Annotated in this window: 25 protein-coding genes and 1 tRNA gene; 15 read left to right on the forward strand and 11 right to left on the reverse strand. The window is 69.0% G+C overall.

The features are described 5' to 3' along the window. Positions 1-72 precede the first annotated feature (72 nt). From sbcB to minC, 4 genes are all read right to left on the reverse strand, one after another. The gene (sbcB, locus tag C1H66_RS04135; RefSeq protein ID WP_102626649.1) at positions 73-1,563 is read right to left on the reverse strand and encodes an exodeoxyribonuclease I; all 1,491 of its coding nucleotides are present in this window, start codon (positions 1,561-1,563) and stop codon (positions 73-75) included. A gap of 79 nt (positions 1,564-1,642) precedes the next feature. Continuing rightward, positions 1,643-1,894: a cell division topological specificity factor MinE gene (gene minE / locus C1H66_RS04140; protein ID WP_102588074.1), complete on the reverse strand. Its 252-nt coding sequence runs from the start codon at positions 1,892-1,894 to the stop codon at positions 1,643-1,645. Next, the gene (minD, locus tag C1H66_RS04145) at positions 1,891-2,709 is read right to left on the reverse strand and encodes a septum site-determining protein MinD (protein ID WP_102626650.1); all 819 of its coding nucleotides are present in this window, start codon (positions 2,707-2,709) and stop codon (positions 1,891-1,893) included. Before minD ends, minE begins: the two co-directional genes overlap by 4 nt. Positions 2,710-2,789: 80 nt before the next feature. After that, complete coding sequence (gene minC, locus C1H66_RS04150; RefSeq protein WP_102626651.1) at positions 2,790-3,536, reverse strand: septum site-determining protein MinC; 747 nt, start codon at positions 3,534-3,536, stop codon at positions 2,790-2,792. A 259-nt stretch (positions 3,537-3,795) separates the two neighbouring features. Here minC and C1H66_RS04155 point away from each other — a divergent pair, with 259 nt between their 5' ends. Then, positions 3,796-6,579 carry a DUF349 domain-containing protein gene (locus tag C1H66_RS04155; RefSeq protein ID WP_102626652.1) on the forward strand — a complete coding sequence of 928 codons (2,784 nt, stop codon included), beginning with the start codon at positions 3,796-3,798 and terminating at the stop codon, positions 6,577-6,579. Between the two features lie 113 nt (positions 6,580-6,692). Here the strand turns inward: C1H66_RS04155 and phbB are convergent, their stop codons facing one another. Then, positions 6,693-7,439 carry an acetoacetyl-CoA reductase gene (phbB, locus tag C1H66_RS04160; protein ID WP_102626653.1) on the reverse strand — a complete coding sequence of 249 codons (747 nt, stop codon included), beginning with the start codon at positions 7,437-7,439 and terminating at the stop codon, positions 6,693-6,695. 192 nt (positions 7,440-7,631) lie between these two features. Between phbB and C1H66_RS04165 the strand changes: the two genes are divergently transcribed. Continuing rightward, a tRNA-Met gene (locus tag C1H66_RS04165) sits at positions 7,632-7,708 on the forward strand. 212 nt (positions 7,709-7,920) lie between these two features. Here the strand turns inward: C1H66_RS04165 and C1H66_RS04170 are convergent. Next, complete coding sequence (locus C1H66_RS04170; protein ID WP_102626654.1) at positions 7,921-8,715, reverse strand: DUF3750 domain-containing protein; 795 nt, start codon at positions 8,713-8,715, stop codon at positions 7,921-7,923. A gap of 80 nt (positions 8,716-8,795) precedes the next feature. Here C1H66_RS04170 and C1H66_RS04175 point away from each other — a divergent pair, with 80 nt between their 5' ends. Continuing rightward, positions 8,796-9,731 (forward strand): tetratricopeptide repeat protein, encoded by a 936-nt coding sequence (locus C1H66_RS04175; protein ID WP_102626655.1) that lies wholly within the window; start codon positions 8,796-8,798, stop codon positions 9,729-9,731. 25 nt (positions 9,732-9,756) lie between these two features. Here C1H66_RS04175 and C1H66_RS04180 read toward each other — a convergent pair whose 3' ends face one another. Then, entirely contained in the window at positions 9,757-10,935 is a 1,179-nt protein-coding gene (locus C1H66_RS04180; RefSeq protein WP_102626656.1) for a MalY/PatB family protein, read from the reverse strand. 85 nt (positions 10,936-11,020) lie between these two features. Here C1H66_RS04180 and C1H66_RS04185 point away from each other — a divergent pair, with 85 nt between their 5' ends. The 9 genes from C1H66_RS04185 to C1H66_RS04220 all read left to right on the forward strand — a co-directional run bounded on the left by C1H66_RS04185 (position 11,021) and on the right by C1H66_RS04220 (position 16,040). Then, positions 11,021-11,455: a hypothetical protein gene (locus tag C1H66_RS04185; RefSeq protein WP_102626673.1), complete on the forward strand. Its 435-nt coding sequence runs from the start codon at positions 11,021-11,023 to the stop codon at positions 11,453-11,455. 51 nt (positions 11,456-11,506) lie between these two features. Beyond that, positions 11,507-12,319, forward strand: a complete 813-nt coding sequence (locus tag C1H66_RS23020) for a hypothetical protein (protein WP_102626657.1) — start codon at positions 11,507-11,509, stop codon at positions 12,317-12,319. A 67-nt stretch (positions 12,320-12,386) separates the two neighbouring features. Next, positions 12,387-12,794, forward strand: coding sequence for an acyl-CoA thioesterase (locus C1H66_RS04195; protein ID WP_102626658.1), 408 nt, complete (start codon positions 12,387-12,389; stop codon positions 12,792-12,794). Then, on the forward strand, positions 12,791-13,261 hold the full coding sequence (gene ybaK, locus C1H66_RS04200; protein ID WP_102626659.1) for a Cys-tRNA(Pro) deacylase: 471 nt from the start codon (positions 12,791-12,793) through the stop codon (positions 13,259-13,261). The genes C1H66_RS04195 and ybaK overlap by 4 nt, the downstream gene beginning before the upstream one ends. A gap of 84 nt (positions 13,262-13,345) precedes the next feature. Continuing rightward, the gene (locus C1H66_RS04205; RefSeq protein ID WP_102626660.1) at positions 13,346-13,672 is read left to right on the forward strand and encodes a hypothetical protein; all 327 of its coding nucleotides are present in this window, start codon (positions 13,346-13,348) and stop codon (positions 13,670-13,672) included. After that, positions 13,644-14,165, forward strand: coding sequence for a DUF501 domain-containing protein (locus C1H66_RS04210; protein ID WP_102626674.1), 522 nt, complete (start codon positions 13,644-13,646; stop codon positions 14,163-14,165). The genes C1H66_RS04205 and C1H66_RS04210 overlap by 29 nt, the downstream gene beginning before the upstream one ends. A gap of 59 nt (positions 14,166-14,224) precedes the next feature. Next, positions 14,225-14,350, forward strand: a complete 126-nt coding sequence (locus tag C1H66_RS23370; RefSeq protein ID WP_276308822.1) for a hypothetical protein — start codon at positions 14,225-14,227, stop codon at positions 14,348-14,350. A gap of 125 nt (positions 14,351-14,475) precedes the next feature. Further along, positions 14,476-15,030, forward strand: coding sequence for an LOG family protein (locus C1H66_RS04215; RefSeq protein WP_102626661.1), 555 nt, complete (start codon positions 14,476-14,478; stop codon positions 15,028-15,030). Between the two features lie 38 nt (positions 15,031-15,068). Next, the gene (locus C1H66_RS04220) at positions 15,069-16,040 is read left to right on the forward strand and encodes an NAD(P)H-quinone oxidoreductase (protein ID WP_102626662.1); all 972 of its coding nucleotides are present in this window, start codon (positions 15,069-15,071) and stop codon (positions 16,038-16,040) included. A 1-nt stretch (position 16,041) separates the two neighbouring features. Here the strand turns inward: C1H66_RS04220 and C1H66_RS04225 are convergent, their stop codons facing one another. Together C1H66_RS04225 and C1H66_RS04230 are read right to left on the reverse strand one after the other, a co-directional pair. Next, positions 16,042-16,542: a hypothetical protein gene (locus tag C1H66_RS04225; RefSeq protein WP_102626663.1), complete on the reverse strand. Its 501-nt coding sequence runs from the start codon at positions 16,540-16,542 to the stop codon at positions 16,042-16,044. 73 nt (positions 16,543-16,615) lie between these two features. Beyond that, positions 16,616-17,131 carry a tetratricopeptide repeat protein gene (locus C1H66_RS04230; protein WP_102626664.1) on the reverse strand — a complete coding sequence of 172 codons (516 nt, stop codon included), beginning with the start codon at positions 17,129-17,131 and terminating at the stop codon, positions 16,616-16,618. A 228-nt stretch (positions 17,132-17,359) separates the two neighbouring features. On the opposite strand from C1H66_RS04230, the gene C1H66_RS04235 reads away from it, so the two are divergent. Together C1H66_RS04235 and yaaA are read left to right on the forward strand one after the other, a co-directional pair. Then, positions 17,360-18,391: an NADP(H)-dependent aldo-keto reductase gene (locus C1H66_RS04235; RefSeq protein WP_102626665.1), complete on the forward strand. Its 1,032-nt coding sequence runs from the start codon at positions 17,360-17,362 to the stop codon at positions 18,389-18,391. Positions 18,392-18,505: 114 nt separating this feature from the next. Beyond that, positions 18,506-19,285, forward strand: coding sequence for a peroxide stress protein YaaA (gene yaaA, locus C1H66_RS04240; protein WP_102626666.1), 780 nt, complete (start codon positions 18,506-18,508; stop codon positions 19,283-19,285). 7 nt (positions 19,286-19,292) lie between these two features. On the opposite strand, the gene C1H66_RS04245 is transcribed toward yaaA, so the two are convergent. Next, positions 19,293-19,865: an isochorismatase family protein gene (locus C1H66_RS04245; protein ID WP_102626667.1), complete on the reverse strand. Its 573-nt coding sequence runs from the start codon at positions 19,863-19,865 to the stop codon at positions 19,293-19,295. Between the two features lie 105 nt (positions 19,866-19,970). Here C1H66_RS04245 and C1H66_RS04250 point away from each other — a divergent pair, with 105 nt between their 5' ends. Next, positions 19,971-20,771 (forward strand): Tim44 domain-containing protein, encoded by an 801-nt coding sequence (locus C1H66_RS04250; RefSeq protein WP_102626668.1) that lies wholly within the window; start codon positions 19,971-19,973, stop codon positions 20,769-20,771. A 76-nt stretch (positions 20,772-20,847) separates the two neighbouring features. Here C1H66_RS04250 and C1H66_RS04255 read toward each other — a convergent pair whose 3' ends face one another. Continuing rightward, positions 20,848-21,042, reverse strand: a complete 195-nt coding sequence (locus C1H66_RS04255; RefSeq protein WP_102626669.1) for a hypothetical protein — start codon at positions 21,040-21,042, stop codon at positions 20,848-20,850. Positions 21,043-21,468 lie beyond the last annotated feature (426 nt).

Below are 21,468 nucleotides of genomic sequence, written 5' to 3' on the forward strand. Positions count from 1 at the left end.
ATCCCGGCGGCATCCAGCCGCCACACCAACGACAGCGCCCGGCCATTGGCCGGGCGCTCGTCCCCCTACCCTTCAGTCGAAGGCCTGGGGGGGCATGATCGCCTCCACATGCATCACCAGCTCCTCGAGAATCTGCCTGTCGCGGTCACGCAACGCCTCCCCGTTGAGCCGCTCGATCTCCCGGGCGAAATCCTTCAGCGTCAGGCTCGAGAGGGCCGGATCGTTCATCCGCGCCCAGCGGAAGGCCTCCCACTGGACCTGCTCCTCGCTCTCGAGGGTTTCCGGATAGCTGCGCGCCCGGTAGCGGAACAGCATCTCCTCGAGGCGCGGGTCCTGGAAGGCGAAACGCGCCCCGACCAGGTCCCAGGGATCGGTCTCGCGAACCCGCTGCATCTGCTGGCGATCCGAGGGCGAGAAGAAGCCGCCGGCATAGAGCATCAGGTCGGGATCCCGGGGGCCTTCCGGGGGGGGCGCGGCGAACACCTCGGCGACCCGAGCGGCGACCTCGGGCCGGGCAGAGAGGAGCTTCCAGTGCTCGCGGCAGGCGGCCAGGTCCAGGCCCAGGCGTGCCACGATCTCGCCGTAGTCGCCCTTGCTGGGCCCTTCCACGTCCTTCAGGGCGCTGGCCGGGAAGAGCACCGGGCACTTGTTGATATGGATCACCTTGAGCGGGATACGCTCGGTCCCCTCGGCCAGGTCGTCGTTGCTGACGAAGACCCGCTGGCGGATCTGCTCGGCACTGAGGTCGAACAGCGGGGAGGGATCCATCGAGAGATCATAGACGATCACCCCATTGGGGTTGCTCGGGTGCTCGGCCAGCGGCATCACCAGGGCACTGCAGGCGCGGCTCGCCGGGTAGCGGCGCGAGATGTGCAGCACCGGCTTGCGGCCCGGCACATCGAGCAGCCTGGCCACCTGGCGCTTGCCGCGCAGCCCCAGCAGGAAGTCGAAGAGCTTGGGGTTGCGGGATCTCAGCAGCCGCGCCAGGGCGATGGTGGCACGTACGTCGGCCAGGGCATCGTGGGCGCCGGCGTGCTCGATGCCGTTGGCGGCGGTAAGCGCCTCCAGCTTGAAGCTGGGGGTGCCCTCGTCGCGCCGCGGCCACTCGATGCCGGCCGGGCGCAGGGCGTGGAAGGCCCGCACCACATCGATCAGGTCCCAGCGGGAGTTGCCGTTCTGCCACTCCCGGGCATAGGGGTCGAGCAGGTTGCGGTAGAAGAGGTGGCGGCTCACCTCGTCATCGAAGCGCAGGCTGTTGTAGCCCAGGGCACAGGTGCCCGGCTCGCTCAGCAGCGCCTGGATCCGTCCGGCGAACTCGGCCTCGGGCAAGCCACGACGACTGGCCTGCTGGGGCGTGATACCGGTGATCAGGCAGGCCTGAGGATGGGGCAGGAAGTCATCGGCCGGCTTGCAGAACCACTCCACCGGCTCGCCGATCTCGTTGAACTCGGCATCGGTGCGGATCGCTGCGAACTGGGAGGGGCGATCCCGGCGCGGGTCGGCACCGAAGGTCTCGTAGTCGTGCCACAGGAAGGTCAGCGGGGCGGCATGAGGCGGCGCCATGGGCGAGGTCTCTCCAACGGTGCAGGCATGAAGGGAACAGCCTAGCACAGCCTCGCACGCCTCTCAGCCGGCTCGATGCTCAGGCCCGGGGCAGGGTGACGTTCAGCTCCAGCACCGAGCAGTTGTCCTCGCTGTCGAGACTGATGTTGATGGCATCGTCATCGACCTGGACATAACGGCGGATCACTTCCAGCAGTTCCTTCTCCAGCATCGGCATGTAGTCCGGCTGCCCGCGCTGGCTGCGCTGGTGGGCGACGATGATCTGCAACCGCTCCTTGGCGACCGACGCGGACTTCTTGCGTTCTCTCTTCAGGAACTCGAGCAACTTCACCGGCGACCTCCTCCGAACATTCGGCTCAACAGGCTCTTCTTCTGGTACTCGTGGAAGCGCAGCGGGACCTCCTCGCCGAGCAGGCGGGCCACGGTATCGGTATAGGCCTGGCCGGCGTCGCTGTCGGCATCGTGGGTGACCGGCACCCCCTGGTTCGAGGCGCGCAGCACCGCCTCGGACTCGGGGATCAAGCCGAGCAGGTCGATGGCCAGGATCTCGCGGATGTCCTCGAGGTTGAGCATGTCCCCCAGGTCGACCCGCGACGGGTTGTAGCGGGTGATCAGCAGGTGCTCGCGGATCGGGTCCTCGCCGCGTTCGGCGCGACGCGTCTTGGACGACAGCAGCCCCAGGATGCGGTCGGAATCGCGCACCGAGGAGACCTCCGGGTTGGTCACCACGACCGCCTCGTCGGCGAAGTACATCGCCAACTGGGCGCCGCGCTCGATGCCCGCCGGGGAGTCGCAGAGAATGTAGTCGAAGTCCTTGCCCAGGGTATCGAGCACCTTCTCGACCCCCTCCTGGGTCAGGGCATCCTTGTCGCGGGTCTGGGAGGCCGGCAGGATATGCAGGTTGTCGACCCGCTTGTCGCGGATCAACGCCTGGTTGAGCCCCGCCTCGCCCTGGATGACGTTGACCAGGTCGTAGACCACGCGCCGCTCGCACCCCATGATCAGGTCGAGGTTGCGCAGCCCCACGTCGAAGTCGATGACCACGGTCTTGTTGCCTCGCAGCGCCAGGCCGGTGGCAATGGCTGCCGCACTTGTTGTCTTGCCGACCCCCCCCTTGCCGGAGGTCACAACGATGATCTTGGCCAAGTTACGCTTCCTGTCAGTCATGGTGGAATAAGGAGATAAGAGACGGCGATACGCCGCCGGCCGGACGCCGCGGAGCGGGCTCAGGCCAGCGTCGTGATGCCCAGCTGGTTGTCGGTCAGGCGCACCTGGACGGACGTGCCCAGCAGGCGAGGATCGATGTCCTCGAGCCGCTTGTAGTTGCCGGCCACCGAGAGCAGCTCGGCGTGCAGCTCGCGACAGAAGATGCCGGCCTGGAGGTCGCCGTGGATACCCGCCAGGGCGCGGCCGCGCAGGGCACCGTAGACATGCACGCTGCCGGCGGCGAGCACCTCGGCACCGGCATTGACGGCCCCGATCACCACCAGGTCGCCCTCCGGTGCCGTCACCTGCTGGCCGGAGCGTACCGTGCCACGGTAGATACGGCCGCTGCGCCCCCCCGCCGGGGGCGTCGCCTGCCCCGCCTCAGGTTCGGCGGGCGTCGGCTCGTCGGGTGCCACGCTCTCCAGCGAACGGGGCCGACTCGCCTCCTGGGGCGGGAACCAGCCCAGCCCCAGCGCCCAGGCCGACTGCTTGACCGGATCGGGACCGCCGCGTACCGCCACGGGCAGCAGCTTGTGGGCCCGGCAGACCGCGCAGATGCGCTCCAGTGCCAGGTGCGGCTCGTCGAGCTTCTCGACGTTGAGTACCACCGGGGTATGCTGGAAGAAGGCCGGGGACTGGCTGAGCTTGCCGGCGAGCTGTTCACGGATGCGTTCGGGGTCGGCGCTGGCCAACTCCATGACCGTCATCGGCAGCATGCCGCCCTTGAAGGTGAATGCCATGCTGTCCCTGTCCACTTTGAGACTCATTGCCGGACTCCACGTCGGGTGATGGTCGGGATACCTGGTCAAAGCTAAGCGAGTGACTCGGCCCCTGCAACTGATCATAAGCTCAGCGACCACCGGTTGTCAGTGTCTCCAGTCGGCCACACCCGGCCTCCGCGGCGGGCTTTTCCGCAGGCGCGACGCATGCTTAGATACGTCCATGCCTGCGGCCACGCGCCGCCACCGACGCCAACAACAAGATTGCGCGCCTGCCGTTGCCGGCGCTTCCACGTCAGGATGGTCAATGTCTGGACTCCTTCGTCGCTTCTTTTCTCCTCGCTGGCAACACCCCGACCCCGGGGTCCGCCGCCAGGCGGCTGCCCGCCTCGACCCGGCGCGCCCCGAACAGCGCCTGGCCCTCGAACGGCTGGCCCGGGATGCCGACCCCGGCGTCCGCCGGACCGCCCTGGCGCGTCTCGACGACCCCGAACGCCTGCTGGCCCTACTCGACGAGGACGCCTCTGCCGAGCTGCATGCCCATCTCGTCGCCCTGCTGACGGGCCGCCAGGGCGAGCTAGAGCTGGCGGCCCGCATCGCCCTGACCGAGCGCCTCGCCGCCCCCGCCCTGCTGGCCGAGATCGCCCTGCAGGGCGACAACCAGCAGCTGCGCCTGGCTGCCCTGGCCCGCCTCGAGGACGAGGACGCCCTGATCCGCCAGGCCTGCGACAACGGCATCGCCGCCGTGCGCCACGCCGCCGCGGCCCGGGTCACCAGCGAGGCCGGCCTGGCCAGGCTGGTCCAGTCGTCCCGGCGCGACCGCCAGGTGATGCGCCAGGCGCGGGAGCGCCTCAACCGACTGCGGGCCGACACCGCCTCGCTGGCCGCCGCCCGGGAACGCCGCGAGACACTGCTCGAGACGCTGGAGCGGCACGCCCAGGCCGCCTGGGAACCGCTCTATGCCGGCCGCTTTCGTCACCTGGTACGCGAATGGAGCGCGCTGGAAGAACTGCCCGACGCCAGCCAGGAGCAGCGCTACCAGGACGCCTGCCTGCGCTGTCGCAAGGTGATCGGCGACCACGAGGCCCGGCAGCTCTCCCGGGCAGCCGACCACCAGCGTCGCGAGGATGCCGACCAGAACCGCGAGGCCCTGGTGGAAGCGCTGGAGGAGAGCCTCGACGCCCTCACCCGCAGCGAGCGCCTCACCGAACAGGACATCGCCAGCCTGCGCGCCCAGAAGCAGCTGCTGGCCAACCGCTGGCAGACCCTCTCCGACCAGCACCTGGCCGACGAGGGCCTGCGCCACCGCTACGACACGGCACTGGCCGGCTACGAGCGCATCGCCCAGGCCTGGGTCAGGCTCGAGGAGCGGGCCGCGGCCATCGGTCAGGCCCTGACCGATGGCGACAATGAACGCCTGGCCGCCCTGATCGACGCCAGCGGCTGGCCCGACGACCTGGCCCCCGCCCCGCTGCTGCAGCGGGCTCGCCAGCGGCTCGCCACCGAGGCCGCCGAGGCCACCGATGACGACCTGGAGAGTCGCCTGGCCCGCTTCGCCGACGACCTGGCCCAGCTCGAGCGCCTGCTCGAGAGCGGTGCCTTCAAGGGTGCCAGTCGTCTCCATCAGCGCCTGCGCCAGCAGGCCGACCGCCTGCCCGAGGCACGCCTTCGGCCCCAACTCGCGACCCTCAAGCGGCTCGCCGCCCGGCTGGCCGAGCTGCGCGACTGGCGGGGCTTCGTCGCCGGTCCCAAGCGCGACCAGCTGTGCCAGGCCATCGATGCCCTGGCCGAGGACGCCTCGCTGGCCGACGCCGAACTCGACCGCCGCCATCGTCAACTGGTCAAGGAGTGGAAGTCTCTGGGCGACGCCGCCGCCAACCGCCAGCAAGCCGCCAGCTTTCGCGCCGCCTCGGACCGCATCCATGAGCGCCTGGCGCCCTGGCGCCAGCGCCTGGACGCCGAGCGGGCCCGCAACCTGGCAACCCGCGAGGCACTCTGCGAGCAGCTCGAGTCGCTGCTCGCGCAACCCGCCAGCGAGGCCGACCCGGACGCACTGCGCGAGATCCGTGACAAGGCGCGGGAGCAGTGGCGCCTCAGCTCTCCCGTCCCGCGCGACCGCGCCGAGGCCATCGGACGCCGCTTCGCCCGCATCCGTCACGAGTTGCAGGCACTGATCGATCGCCGGGCCGAAGGGGTCGCCGAGGCCAAGCGTCAACTGATCGAACAGGCCCGGGCCCTGCTCGAGGGCGACCAACCCGCCAGCCGTCGTGCCGAGCAGGCCAAGGCGCTGCAGCGGCGATGGCGAGAACTGGGCCGTGCCCCACGCGGCGAGGAGCAGGCGCTGTGGCGAGAGTTCCGCGGCCTGTGTGACGGCATCTTCGCCAGCCGCGAGGCCGAACGGGACGACCGCGCCCGACACGCCCGGGAGCGCCTGGACGCGATGCAGGCCCTGATCGACCGCCTCGACGCCTGGCACCCGGCCGACAGCCGTGACGCCCAGGCGCTGGAGCGTGCCATCCAGGAGGCAGCCGCCCTGGAGCCCCTGCCCTCCGGCCGCCGCACCGAAGGCATGCGCCGGCGCTGGTCGGGCATCATCCGGGCGCGCCGCGAGCGCCTGGCTCGCCTGGCGGTGCTCGAGGAGGTGAACCGCTGGCGTGACGTCCAGCCGCTGCTGGCGCGCCACCTGGAGGCCGATGCCGCCGGCCTGGCCGGGTCGGGATACCACGACGTCGAGCCGCCGGCGGAGGTGACCCTGCCCGAGGACATGCGCCTGGCCCACGCCCGGCGCAATGCCGCCCGCCGCCACCCCGGCGACCCGGCGGAAATCGAGGAGCGACTCGCCCGCCTGCGGGTGCATCTCTCACTGCTCGCGGTCGGCCGGGTCAGCCACCGCGACGACCCGCTGCGCCTGGCGATCCAGGTCGAGCGCCTCAACGAGAACCTGGGGCGGGAACCGTCCCGGGCGGAGGAACTCCACGGCGTGCTGCGCGACCTGCTGGCCACCGGACCGGTTCCTCCGGCGCTCTGGGCCCGGGAGGTCGGTGAATTCGACCGCATGCTGGAGAACCTGGCCCGCCTGCCCCCGCCCTGAGCCTCCCGGCCGGGGCCATGAACACGAAAGCGCGAGGCGGCGGCCTCGCGCTTTCTGCTAGTCCACGCTGCCCGCCGCCGGGATCGCCGGGGGCGGGCTCGGCGATCGGGCGATCAGCCCATGAACTGGCCACCGTTGATGTCGATGTTGGCACCGGTGATGAAGCCGGCTTCCCGGTCGGCGAGGAAGGCGACCAGGCGGCCGATCTCCTCGGGAGTCCCGTAACGCTTGACCGGGATGGTCTCGCGGATCGCTTCACGCACCTTCTCGGGGATCTTCATGATCATGTCGGTGGCGATATAGCCGGGTGACACCGTGTTCACGGTGATCCCCTTGGTGGCGGTCTCCTGCGCCAGCGACATGGTCAGGCCGTGCATGCCCGCCTTGGCGGCGGCGTAGTTGACCTGGCCGAACTGCCCCTTCCGGCCATTGATCGAAGAGATGTTGACGATGCGGCCGTAGCCCTCCTCCAGCATGTCCTCGATCACGCTCCGGCAAGTGTTGAAGACACTGTTGAGGTTGGTGTCGATGACCTCGTGCCACTGCTCGGCGGTCATCTTCTTCAGGGTGCCGTCCCGGGTGATGCCGGCACAATTGACCAGCACACTGACGGGGCCATGGGTTTCGCGAATCTCCTTTACCCCTGCCATGCAGGAATCGTAATCGGTGAGGTCGATGCCGGACAGCGCGATATTCTCGTAGCCGTCGGCCTTCTGGGTCTCGAGCCAGGCTCTGGCCTTGTCCGGGTTGTGATACCCGGCGACCACCGTGAAGCCTTCGGCAGCCAGCGAACGACAGATTGCAGTCCCGATACCACCGGTACCACCGGTGACCCAGGCGACGGGTGCTTGGTTGGTCATTGACTACCTCCCTGAAATTCATGACGCTTGACCTGGCCATGGCCGGGAACGGCCCAAGGCCAGTATTGTTCTCCCGATTGTCGTCTTCATGACAATCACCGGCAGTATGGACCACGAGCAGCGCCACGGACGAGCGTTTGAAATCGCCTCTTGACCCCCATCAAAAAAAGCGTAGAATGCGCCTCACGTTGATGCGGGGTGGAGCAGTCTGGTAGCTCGTCGGGCTCATAACCCGAAGGTCATCGGTTCAAATCCGGTCCCCGCTACCATCTTCGAAGAGAAAGGCCAGAACCAACCGGTTCTGGCCTTTTTCATGCCTGCGGTAGACCTTCCGGTAGCTCGTCGGGCTCGGCTCACTACAACCCCGGGAAGGTCATCGGTTCAAATCCGGTCCCCGCTACCAAATATCATCGAGAAAGCCGATTCCCACGGGAGTCGGCTTTTTCGTATGTGATATGACCCTCGGTCATCGGTTCGCTTCCTAATCAACTTCAGCGGTCCCCGCTACCCTTCCCCCTCCCCCCTTGATGACGGGCGCCACGCCCAGCCGGCCGACCCCCGGCAGCTTGAGCGCGGGGCGCCGCACGTCGATACCCAGCGACAGTCCCAGCAGGTTGAGCTCGAGCCCCTCGTCACGCCCCAGGGTCAATCCCAGCATCCCCCTCAGCGAGACCGTCGCACCACGCCCGCCCGGCGCCGCGGCCAGCACACCATCGAACAGGTAGTCCTTGCCCACCGCGGTCACCGGCAGCACCACCTCGAGCCCCGGCACCTCGCGGGCCACCCAGGCGGTGAAGGTGTTGCTGTTGGGGCCAGGCCAGGCACGATAGCTCGACGGCGCCGGATAGGCCGCCACGGCCGCCTCGATATCGGCGATCATCGCCGCGACGGCCTCGCCGCGATAGTCGGCCAGCAGCGCCGGGGCATTGCCGTACCAGGCGCGGTCGGGATCGGTGGATGACTGCGACACCAGGGCAGGCCGGCGCCAGCTCATCACGTGATGCATGCGCCAGGCCTCGGCGTTCGCCTCCCGCGTGGAGATCCAGGTGTGCACGCCGAAGGCGCCGCGCCAGCCCCAGGCGCGCGCCGCATAGACCTGCACCACCGCCTCGGGGGCCTCGGCCACCGTCGGGGCCAGCCCCGCCGGCTCCCGGCTCGCCGAGGCCCAGTGGCCACCGCCATCGCCCCGCTCGGTGGCCAGCATCCACAGGGGACCCGCCAGCAGCAGCGCCACTGCCAGCCCCAGGCCGGCCACCAGGCACAGGATTCGTCCCATCGATGGCATGCTCCCCTTGAAGTCCCGGCCCGTCACCCGCATCTCCGGAGTAAATTCACTCTGACCCAAGGCCACTGACCATGTCCATCGTCGACCCCCGCACCGGTGAGCCGCTCGCCGGCGCCTCCGCCCCCGGCGACACCCCAGCCCCGGCACCGGGCCTTCCGGATGACGAGGTGATCATCGACGTCGACCGCGAGAACATCCAGCAGCTGCTCGAGCTCTCCATGCAGGTGCCGGTGCTGCTCGACTGCTGGGCCCCCTGGTGCGAGCCCTGCAAGAACCTGATGCCGGTGCTCGAGAAACTGGCCCGTGAGTACCAGGGCACCTTCATCCTCGCCAAGCTGAACATCGACGAGAACCAGGAGATCGCCGCCCAACTCGGCGTGCGCTCGGTGCCGGACGTCAAGCTGATCAGCCAGGGCGGCCTGGTCGACCACTTCCAGGGCGCCCTGCCCGAGAAGCAGATCCGCGAATGGCTCGCCCGCTACTTTCCGGCCCCGGAGGATGCGCCGCCGAGTCCCGAGGAACAGGCCGCCGAGGCACTCGCCGCCGGCGACGCCGCCACCGCCCGCGCGCTCTACGAACAATTGGTGCAACAGGCTCCCCAGCACTACCCCTATCAGGTCGAACTCGCCCGCGCCCTGGTGGCCGAGGGCAAGGCCGAGGATGCCAAGGCGCTGCTCGACAACCTGCCGCCGGAGGAGCGGGACGCCGCCCCGGCCCGCGGGGTGCGTGCCAGCATCGAGTTCGGCGAAGAGGCTCCCTCGGCGACGGAGCTGGCGGCGCTCGAGGGCCGCGACGACAGCGAGGCACGTTTCAAGCGCGCCCTGCGCCAGGTCGCCGATGGCGACTACGAGGTCGGCCTGGAGTCACTGCTGACGCTGATGAAGACCGACCGCGCCTACGGCGACGACGCCGCACGCAAGACCCTGCTGCGGGTCTTCGACGCCCTGGGCGCCGATCACCCACTGACGGTCACCTATCGCCGCAGGCTCTTCGCACAGCTCTACTGAGCACCCGCAGGGCACGTCCCGGGGGTCAGTCCCTCAGCACCCGGTCGAGGCGCTCCAGTGCCGTGTCCAGCTGGGAGGCGGTGGTACCGAAGTTGAGCCGCACGAAGCCCGGCCAGCCGAAGGCCGCCCCCTCCGAGAGCGCCACCCCGGCCCGCTCCAGCAGCGCCTGCTTGGGCGAGCCCTCATGCCCGGCCAGGCCGTGCGCCCGGCGCAGGTCGAGCCAGGCCAGGTAGGTCGATTCCGGCGGGCTCATGGCCACGCCGGGCCACTGCGCTACCCGCTCCACCAGGGTCCGGCGATGGCCGCGCAGCACCCCGAGCAGCGCCCGCCGCCAGGGGTCGCCCCGGGCATAGGCCGCCTCGGCGGCCACCAGCCCCAGGACGTTGCCATCCGGCTGCAGGCCGCGCACCATGGCGGCAAAGCGCCGCCGCAGGCCGGCGTCGGGAATCACCGCACAGGCGGTGGTGAGCCCCGCCAGGTTGAAGGTCTTCGACGGCGCCCACAACGTCAGGATGCGCGAGGCGAGTTCCGGGAAGGCCGCCGCCAGCGGACGGTGGCGAGCCCCCTCGTCGAGCAGCAGATCGCAGTGCAGTTCGTCGGAGACCACCAGCAGGTCGTGGCGCGCGACCAGCGCGGCGAGCCCGGCCAGCTCCTCCCGCGTCCAGATCCGCCCGGTGGGGTTGTGGGGCTGGCACCAGAGCAGCAGCCGTGTCGCGGGGGTGATGGCCGCCTCCAGCGCCTCGAGATCGAGGCACCAGGGCTCGCCCGGCGCGGCGGGCGCACGCATCGCCGCCCGCTGGGGCAGTCGGCCGGTGCGCTCGGCCACCTTGAGAAAGGGGGGATAGATGGGCGTCACCGTCAGCACGCCGTCGCCCGGCTCGGTCAGCGCCAGGCTCGCCAGGTGCAGGGCGGGTACCACGCCGGGCAACCACAACTGCCACTCCGGCTCGATCGTCCAGCCGTAGTGCGTGGCGCTCCAGGCACACAGGGTGTGGCGCAGCGAGTCGGGCACCAGGCCGTAGCCGTAGACGCCATGGTCGACCCGGGCACGCAGCGCCTCGACCACCGCCGGGGGCGAGACGAAATCCATGTCGGCGACCCACAGCGGCAGCACCTCGTCGCCGTAGTGATGCCACTTCTGCGACGGCCAGTCACCGCCCTGCGGGTGGCGACGCTCCACAGGCGTGGCAAAATCATATTCCATGCGTACTCTCTCCAGTCGCAACGCCCCAGTCAGGACAGCCAAATCGGGACAACCAAATCGGGACAACCATCAGATGAACGAGACCATGCCGCAAAGCGGCTTCTATGCCAAGGTACGCCGCGGATTGCCGGCGCTGGTCGGCCAGTGGCTGCGTTTGGGCCAGGCCGACACCGACCGCCTGGCGCTGATCCTCGCCGAGACCGCCAGGGTGGCCAAGCTCGGCGACCCCGAGGCCACCCCGAGCGGTGCCACCCTGGTCGCCTGGAGCGAACCCGATGCCGGCGACGCCATTCCGCTGTGGGCGGCCCGCACCGCCACCTTCCTGCTGGTGCAGATGCCGGCGCGGCCGGTGCCCGAGAGCGACGACGAGGCCTGCGCCTGGGCCTACTGCTGGCTGCGCAACCGCGACTTCGACGGTTTCGAGGCCGCCGAACGCGCCCTGCCCGAGCATCTGCACCAGCCCCTGGCGGCCGCCCTCAAGGCGGCATGGACCGACCGGCAGGGCCTGCGCCTGGTCTGATCGGGCCATGGTGCCTCCGGGGCAAGTCCCCCGAACGATAAGGAATCCCCCATGGATGTTCCCCTGAGCTGGCAGCTGGCCAAGCTGCTGGTCTCCATCGGCATGGTGCTGGGGCTCGGCGCCATCGCCGTGCGCGTCAGCCCCCGCGTCGCCGGGCTGCTCGCCGGCTACCCGCTGGGCACCGCCATCGCGCTGTTCTTCATCGGCCTGGAGCTCTCGCCGGCCTTCGCCGCCGAGAGCGCCGTGCATACCCTGGCGGGCTTCACCGCCACCCTCGCGCTGGGCGGCGGCTACCTGCTGTGCGGCCGCCGTGACGGCCTGCCCGGCGTGCTCGCCGGCACCGCCGGGGGGCTGGCCGCCTTCCTCGCCACCAGCCTGCTGCTGACCCAGGTGGAGTTCACCCGGCTCGGCGGCACCCTGACCACCCTGGTGGCCATCGTCGCCTTTCTCCGCCTCTACCGCCGGGTTCCCGATGCCCGGGTGGCGGCGCGCTGCACGGTCGCCTGGCCGGCCCTGGTGCTGCGCGCCCTGCTCGCCGCAGCGATCATCTTCACCATCACCGGCCTGGCCCACGTGTTGCCGGCGGCCTGGGCAGGCGTGATGGCGGCCTTCCCGGTCACCATGTACCCCTTCCTGGTGATTCTCCACCTGACCCACGGCGCCGCACCGGTGGCCACGGTGATCAAGCACTACCCGGCCGGGCTCGGCTCGCTGCTCGCCTATGCGTTGTGCGTCTCGCTGACCTACGACACCCTGGGGTTGGTGCTCGGCACCCTGAGCGGCTTCCTGGTCGCCACCCTCTGGCTGCTCGGCTGGACCCGCCTGCAGGCATGGCGGACCGCGCGGCTCACCGCCAGCACTTGACCGAGCGCTTGCTAGGGATAAAGCTGTCCTACGGATCAGACGACGATCACCAGACAAGGACTCCCCGATGTTCGTACGCACCATCGAGCCCGCCTTCTACGACACCGATGCCCTCGGCCACGTCAACAACACCCGGCTGCCGGCCTGGTTCGAGCTGGCCCGCAACGATCTCTTCCGGCTCTTCACCCCGGACCTGGACCCCCGCAAGTGGCGCCTGATCATGGCGCGGATGGAGGTCGACTATCGGGCCGAGCTGCAGTACGGCAGCGAGATCGAGATCCGCACCTACGTCTCGCGACTCGGCAACAGCTCCTTCACGGTGAGCCAGGAGGCGCGGCAGAACGGTCGCTTGACCAACCTGGGCCATACGGTGATGGTGCACTTCGACCACCAGGCCAAGTGTGCCATCCCCATCGAGGGTGAGCTGCGCGAGGCGCTGCAAGCCCACCTGCAGGAAGAGCCCGCAGACGCATGACACCAGCAGTGAAGGCATTGGAGAAGGCCGGGGTCGCCTTCTCGCTCGCCAGCTACGCACACGACCCGCGCACCCCCGCCTACGGGGAGGAGGCCGCTCGCGCACTCGGCCTGTCGCCCGACGCGGTGTTCAAGACCCTGCTCGCCCGCCTCGACGACGGTCGGCTGGTGGTGGCCATCGTCCCGGTCTCCGCCCAGCTTGACCTCAAGGCACTGGCGCGCGCCGCCGGCGCCCGCAAGGCCGTCATGGCCGAGGCCGAGGCCGCCGAACGCGCCACCGGCTACGTGCTGGGTGGCATCAGCCCGCTGGGGCAGAAGAAGCGCCTGGCCACCTTCCTCGACGCCAGCGCCGAGCGTTTCGAGGCGATCCATGTCAGCGGCGGACGCCGCGGGCTCGAGATCCGCCTGGTACCACAGGACCTGATGCAGCTCACCGGGGCTCGCCTCGCCACGCTCGCCAGGGCCTGATCGCCGGCGAGCCGAATGGTGCCCTGCGCTGTCTCATTGATACCCCCCGGCCCGGCCGGGACACTCTCACCACAGGAGCCGGTCATGGCCATCCGCTACGACCTCTGGCTGGATCCCGACAACGTCGCCCGGCACCGCGCCGTGGAGGCGGACCTGATCCGCTTCTTCATGGAGCGTTTCGCCGACTACCCGCACATCCGCTTGTTCGGCGCCGACCCTTACGATTATGATGCGCCGTTCAATCGCCTCCATGACGTGTTGATGGCCCGGGCGGGTGAGTATTGCGAGCGGCAGTGGAACTATGTACCGGCGCCCGAGCAGCTCACCCGTGCCTTCTTCCTGGCCGTCGGCCGTTCGAACAAGTTTGTACGGGACCCCGACGATGGTGATCCGCACCGACCAGACTCCTGACGAGCGCCAGTTGGCCATCATCGCCGAGCAACTGGGCCGCCCCCCGCGGGGCATCGAGGCCGTCTCGGCCACCGATGGCGAGGGCACCCCGCTGGTGCTGCGCATGGCCCCCATCGTCGACGGCAAGCCCTTCCCGACCCTCTACTGGCTCAGCTCCGAGCGCCTCAAGGTCGAGCTCTCGCATATCGAGGCCGCCGGGGTGATCAAGCGGCTCGAGACCCGGTTGCAGGACGACCCCGACTTCCTCGCCGCCTATCACCAGAGCCACCGCGCCTATGTCGAGGCACGCTGGCGCTTCATGAGCGAGGCGCAGCGGGCCGAGGTGTTCCGCCTGGGCTACGACGGCGTGCTCAGGGAGCGCGGCATCGGCGGCATCGGCAACTGGGACCAGGTCCGCTGCCTGCACACCCAGTATGCCCACCACCTCTGCGGTGACAATGTCATCGGCCGGTGGCTGGACGCCGAGTACGGGGTCGCCGACTGCCTGCCCTGAACCGGACCCGCCTTACCCCAACAATCCGAAAGCCCCACTCCCAGATGAAGGAGCCCCTGATGTACGTCGATACCCATGTGATTGCCAGTCTCGTCCTGATCGCCAGCATGGTGGTGATCACCGGCGTGGGCATCAAGCTGCTGCGCCAGGCCATGAAGCGCGACGCGGCCAGCGGCTCACGCTGATCGGCCATCACACCACGAGGGGCGCCATGACGGCGCCCCTCGCGTCTTCGGGGTACGCGGGAGGTCATGGGCTTTCGAGACCCTCGCCACGGCGCTAGGATGGTGGCCTTGCCAAGGAGAAGAGCATGTCGAGATTCTGCGTCTACCTGGGCTCACGGGACGGCCGTGACCCGCAATTCCTCGAAGCCACCCGCCGGCTCGGCGCCGAGCTCGCCCGTCGCGGCCACACCCTGGTCTACGGCGGTGCCCGCATCGGCCTGATGGGGGCCCTGGCCGATGCCGTCATGGCCGAGGGCGGCGAGGCGGTCGGCGTGATGCCCGATCACCTGGTGGAGCGCGAGCAGGCCCATCATGGCCTCAGCGAGCTGATCCGGGTGCGCAACATGCACGAGCGCAAGGCGAACATGGCCGCCCATGCCGACGCCTTCATCGTGTTGCCCGGGGGCATCGGCACCCTGGAGGAGTTCTTCGAGGCCTGGACCTGGCACTACCTGGGCCTGCACGACAAGCCGATCGGCGTGCTCGATACCGCTGGCTTCTATGCGCCGCTGCTGGCCTTCCTCGACAGCACCGTGGAACACGGCTTCCTCAATGGCCGTACCCGGGCCGAACTGATCGACGCCACCGAACCGGCGGTGCTGCTGGACGCCCTGGAGGCCCAGTTGGCGACCACCGCCTGATTCACCGCCTTCGTTCGCCACCCCGAGGAGCTTGCACCATGCATGCCATCACCATCGACGGAGAACGCCTGCGCTGGCAGGAGGTCACCGGGCCGGGGCCGCTGGAGAGCGGCCAGGTCCGCCTCCGCGTGGCCTGGGCCGGGGTCAACCGTGCCGACCTGATGCAGCGCGCGGGTCACTATCCCCCGCCACCCGGGGAAAGCGAGATCCTCGGGCTCGAGGTCAGCGGCACCGTGACCGAGGCCGGCCCCGGCGTCGAGCACCTGCACGCGGGTGACAAGGTCTGCGCACTGCTCGCCGGAGGCGGCTATGCCGAGGAGGTGGTGGTGGACGCCCGCCAGGTGCTACCGGTGCCCGAGGGCCTCGGCCTGCGCCAGGCCGCGGCACTGCCCGAGGTCTACGCCACCGCCTGGCTCAACCTGTTCATGGAAGGCGCCCTGGCGGCGGGGGAGCGGGTGTTGCTGCACGCCGGCGCCAGCGGCGTGGGCACCGCCGCCATCCAGCTGTGCCGGGCCTTCGGGCACCCCTGCTTCGTCACCGTGGGCAGCGAGGAGAAGCTCGCCGCGTGTCGCGCCCTGGGGGCCGAGGCCGGCTGGAACCGCCACGACGGCAGCTTCGTCGAGGCGGTGAAGGCCTGGGGCGGCGCCGACATGATCCTCGACCCGGTGGGCGCGAGCTACCTCGCCGACAACCAGCAGGTGCTCAATGCCGATGGCCGCCTGGTACTGATCGGGCTGATGGGTGGCCGCACGTCCGAGCTGGACCTGGGGCGGCTGCTGATGAAGCGCCAGCGGCTGATCGGCTCGACCCTGCGCGCCAAGCCGCCGGCGGCCAAGGGCGCCATTCTCGACGCCCTGCTGACCCATGTCTGGCCGCGCCTGGTCAGCGGCGCGCTGATGCCGCTGGTCGACCGCACCTGGCCGATCGCCGAGGCCGAGGCGGCCCATGAACACATGAAGCGGGATGCCAATATCGGCAAGGTGCTGCTGTCGGTCAGCGGCGAGGACTGAGTCAGGCGTCGCCGGCGAGCTCGCGGGTCCGCTGGTAGGTGAGCTGCAGCAGGCGGGCGTCGTCGCCGGCCCGATGGCGATGGATACCCAGCTCGCGCACCAGCGCTTCCTTGGTCGTGCTCCACAGCGCCAGTTGTCCCTCGCTGAGCAGCATGCGCAGCGCCTCGAGGCGGAACGCCGGCAGCGTGCCGGCATGGTGGAAGAGCAGGGACAGCCAGGAGTTGTCGTAGCCCCAGCTGTCGCTGTAGGCGATACCCAGGTCGGCCAGTTCATCGTTGAGCCAGTGCGCCACCTGGCGCACCGGATAGCCTTCGCGCTCCAACCGGCCGCGACTGATCCCGTGAAGCAGCTCCGCCTTGGGATCCCAATGGCTCCACTCGGGAAGGGGCTGCACGAGGAAGGCGCAGGTACTGCCGTCGGGCCGGGCCAGACCGACCTCGATGGGGTAGCTGCCACGCCCGAATCCGGACGCTTCGATATCCAGCAGTGTCGGTAGCGTCACGGGGAGGCGGGTCCTCGATGAAGGGGCTCCAGGTCGGAGAAGGGCCGGAACATGTTTCCGGCCTTCGGATGACCTAGTGTCGCGTCTCGGCTTCGCCACTGTCCAGTTGGCCGGCGCACTCGACCTGGCGATCGGCCAGCCGCTGCCAGTACTCGGCACGCTCGGCGTCCACCGGCAGGCCGAGCTCGCCCAGGCGATAGGCCCTGGCCAGGCGGCCGGCGGCCAGGGGGTGGCCGGCCTCACCGGCACGGGCGTACCAGGTCACGGCATGGTCATCGCGGCGGGGATAGAGGGCGCAACCATGTTCATGGATCTGTCCGGCCTGGTACTGGGCACGGGCATCCCCGGCATGGGCGGCCTCGAGCACGTAACGCGCCCCGCGTGCCTTGTCCTGGGGGCTGACGCCGCGATGGAAGAGCATGTGCCCGTAGAGCGACAGCGCCGCCGGGTGACCGGCATCGGCACAGCGCTGGAAGAGGTGCATGGTCAACTTCTGGGTACGCGGCGAACGAGGCAGCCAGCGGGTATGGAACAGCTGCTCCGCCAGACGATACTCGAGCCGAGTGAACAGTGATGATGCCTGAGGCATGGCAAGCAACCCTGGTCCTGTGGTGCCGAAGACGTCATCGCCCACTACCCTGTGCGCGGCGTCATTCGCATACTGTGACGGCTGCCCTTCGGACTCCGCCGGGGCAACGGGGCCGCAAGCATACGCTCGCCTCGGCGGCGACTCAACCCCTGGCATTTGCTGCCTTGGTCGGCCAGCCGCTACCATGCCGATTCCAGAATCAGGTTATCCTTGCAAGGGGAATGACGGATGCAGACGCGACCGCTTGGCAATACCGGCATCGAGGTCAGCCGACTCTGCCTGGGTACCATGACCTTCGGCGAGCAGAACAGCGAGGCCGACGCCCACGAGCAGCTCGACCGTGCCGTGGCCTTCGGCATCAACTTCATCGACACGGCCGAGATGTACCCGGTGCCGCCGAAGGCAGAGACCCAGGGACGCACCGAGGCCTACATCGGCAGCTGGCTGAAGCGCCGCAGTTCCCGCGACGACGTGATCATCGCCACCAAGGCCGCCGGCCCCGGCCTGGAGCATGTGCGTGGCGGGCCGCGCCTGACCCGCGCGCACCTGCACCAGGCCATCGACGAGAGCCTCTCCCGCCTGCAGACCGACTACGTCGATCTCTACCAGTTGCACTGGCCGGATCGTCGTACCAACTTCTTCGGCCGGCTCGGCTACGAGCATGACGAGGAGGAGGACAGCACCCCTCTGGAGGAGACGCTCGCGGCACTCAAGGAGCTGGTGGACGCCGGCAAGGTCCGCGCCATCGGCCTGTCCAACGACACGCCCTGGGGGGTCATGCGCGCCCTGCACCTCGCCGAGACCCTCGGCCTGCCGCGGGTAGCCTCCATCCAGAACCCCTACAACCTGCTCAACCGCACCTTCGAGGTGGGGCTCGCCGAGATCGCCCATCGCGAGAACGTGGGACTACTAGCCTATTCGCCACTGGCCTTCGGCGTGCTCTCGGGCAAGTACCTCGACGGCGTCCGCCCGGAAGGCGCCCGCCTCACCCTCTTCGAGCGCTTCCAGCGCTACACCAACCCGCTGGCCGAGGAGGCGACACGGGCCTACGTGCAGATCGCCCGTGACCATGACCTCGATCCGGCACAGATGGCCCTGGCCTTCGTCAACTCCCGCAGCTTCCTGACCAGCAACATCGTCGGTGCCACCACCATGGAGCAACTCGAGGACGACCTGACGAGCGAGTCGCTACGGCTCGAGCAGAGCGTGCTCGACGCCATCGAGGAGGTACATCGGCGACTCCCCAACCCCGCGCCCTGAGCCCCTCCCGGCAAGGCAGTGGACTATCGAGGCGATAGCCCACTGCCGGCGGGCGGCTTGGTATACTCGGGGGCATCGCCGTCAGGCCCATCTTCCAGGTACAGGAGCGCCCCCATGCTGAGCGTGATCTCGCCCGCCAAGTCGCTGGACTTCGAGACGCCGGCCACCACGGCCCGGCATTCCCAGCCGGACTTCCTCGATCGCAGCCATGAATTGATCGAGATCCTGCGCGACTACTCGCCACAGCGACTCAGCGAGCTCATGGGCATCAGCGACAAGCTGGCCGGCCTCAATGCCGCCCGATACGCCGAGTGGCACACGCCCTTCACCCCGGACAACGCCAAGGCCGCGGCCCAGGCCTTCAAGGGGGACGTCTACGTGGGGCTGGCAGCCGATACCTTCAGCGACGACGACAACGCCTTCGCCCAGGACCACCTGCGCATCCTCTCCGGGCTCTACGGCCTGCTGCGCCCGCTGGACCTGATCCAGCCCTACCGGCTGGAGATGGGCACCCGGCTCGAGAACCACGCCGGGCGCGACCTCTACGCCTTCTGGAGGGAGACCCTGACCGCGGAGCTGGACCGTGTCGTGGCCGCCAGCGGGAGCCCGGTGCTGGTCAACCTCGCCTCCAACGAGTACTTCAAGGCGATCGACCCCAAGCGGCTATCGGCCCGGGTGATCACCCCGGTATTCAAGGACGAGAAGAACGGCAAGTTCAAGATCATCAGCTTCTATGCCAAGAAGGCACGCGGCCTGATGGCCGCCTGGATGATCCGGCAGCGGCTGAACGACCCGGATGGACTCAAGGCGTTCGATGTGGCCGGCTATCGCTTCAGTGACGCCATGTCGGACGGCGACACCCTGGTCTTCACCCGCGAGGAAGGCGCGAGCTGAGCGCGGCTCAAAACCGCAGGGGCCGTGGGGAGCGGCCCTTGAGGAAGCGGCGATGGGCCTGCTTGAAGCGTTCGTCGTCGCAGCGATGCAGCCACTCGTAGGCCACCATGTCGGCGCTTACCGCCACGGCACCGGCCTGTACCATGCGCTCCCTGGCCAAGCGCGCCTCGGCGGCACGTCGGCTCGCCGTGGCCTCCACCAGCCAGAAGACCTCATAGCCCGCCTCCAGCAGGCCGAGACCGGTCTGCATCACGCAGATATGCGCCTCGGTGCCGCACAGCACCACCTGTCGTTTCCCGCTCTCGGCCAGCGCCGCGGCAAACGCCGGCTCCTCATGGGCGCCGAAGTGGACCTTCTGCCACAGGCGATGCCCCGGCAGCGCCTCCAGCAGCCATGGCTCGCTGCCACCGAGCCCTTGTGGATACTGCTCGGTGACCCACACCGGGACATCCAGTGACTCGGCCAGCCCCCCCAGCCAGGCCGCTTCCGTCACCGCCTGATCGCCATTCTCGATTACCGGCAGCAGAGCGGCCTGCAGGTCGACGATCAACATCAGGCTCTTTTCGCGTGTCAGGCGCATGGACGTGACTCCCGGGTCTTTGTGGTCGTGAGTGACCAGCATAGCCGCTAGAATGGATCGACCTGAAGCTTCCCCTGCTGCACATCCCTGAATGGAGACCTCTGAATGCGCCATCTTCTCGTCATGCTGGTGGTCGGTATACTGGGCTTCGGCCTCGCCGTGGACCATGCCGACGCCCGCCGCCTCGGTGGCGGCAAGAGTTTCGGCACCCAGTCCCGTACCGTGGAGCGCCCCGCCGCCGCGCCCAATCAGGCGGCACCCGCCCGCCAGGGCGCGGCCGCCGGTTCACGCATGCCCGGCATGCTCGGCGGCCTGCTCGCCGGCGGTCTGCTCGCCGCGCTGTTCTTCGGCGGCGCCTTCGACGAGTTGCGTCTGATGGATATCCTGCTGGTCGCCGGCGTGGCCTTCCTGCTGTTCCGCCTGCTGGCGCGCCGCCGCCCCGCCCTGGCCGCCGGCCAATCCGGCCACCCGGAAACTCGTGTGCAACCCCAGGCCTTCCAGGCCGACAGCGCTCCCCTGGGCGGCAGCGCCTTTGCCGGCGCGCCGGAGTGGTTCGACCGTGAGCGCTTCCTGGGCGGCGCCAAGGAACACTTCATGACCCTGCAACGGGCCTGGGACAACAATGATTTCGACGGCATCCAGGAGTACGTGACGCCCGAGCTCTACAACCTGCTGCGCGAGGAGCGGGCCAGGCACCCGGCCAACAACCGCACCGACATCGTGCGTTTGTTCGCCGAACTGGGCGACGTGCGCGAGGAGGGACAGCGCGCCGAAGCCACGGTGATCTTCCATGGCATTCTCGACGAGAACGGGGAGCACAACGAGTTCAACGAGACCTGGCACCTGATCCGCGAGCTGCGCGACGATGCCCCCTGGTATGTGCAAGGCATCGAGCAGAACGGCTGAGCGTGCCCCCTTCTCCCCCCTGAACGACAGGAGGCCGGGCAGTCGCCCGGCCTCCTGCATCTCCGCCGCCCTTCGGTCAGTTCCCTTCGGCGGAATCCTGAATCTCCTCGCCCATCTCCTCGACACCTTCGCCGGCATCCTCCATCGCCTCATCGATGTTCTGTCCGGCTTCCTCGGCCGGGCCCGGGTCATCCTGGCAGGCCATCAACCCACCCGCCATCATGGCGATCAGCAGTGCCAGGCCAAGCCTCTTGAGCATATCGGTCTTCATGGTCGTCTCCTCCTGAGAATTCTCTGTCCACAAGGTCTTTGCGCGTGGGCAACCCCTTGAGGACCCTAACCCACTGAGCGAGACATGACCACTACACCCTGCAACTCCCTGTAACCGCTACGCTACACACCCGAACCCCATCGCGCAGGAATGAAAAAACCCCGAGCTCTTTCGAACTCGGGGTTTTCTCTGAATAGATGCCTGACGATGACTCGGGCGGCGCTCCGCTGCTCTCGCATGGGGGTGAGACCGCCCGGCCCTTCGCGGCACCGCCGCGAGGGCGGTCGAACGCCCCGAGCCGGCGAGGGGCCGGACCGCGAAGCGGCCCCACGATATAAAGAGCGGGTCTCCCCATGCCCATGAAAAAACCCCGGACATGGAATGCCCGGGGTTTTCTCTGAATAGATGCCTGACGATGACCTACTC

This window comes from Halomonas heilongjiangensis (assembly GCF_002879645.1).
In the GTDB taxonomy this organism is placed as follows: Bacteria; Pseudomonadota; Gammaproteobacteria; order Pseudomonadales; family Halomonadaceae; genus Halomonas; species Halomonas heilongjiangensis.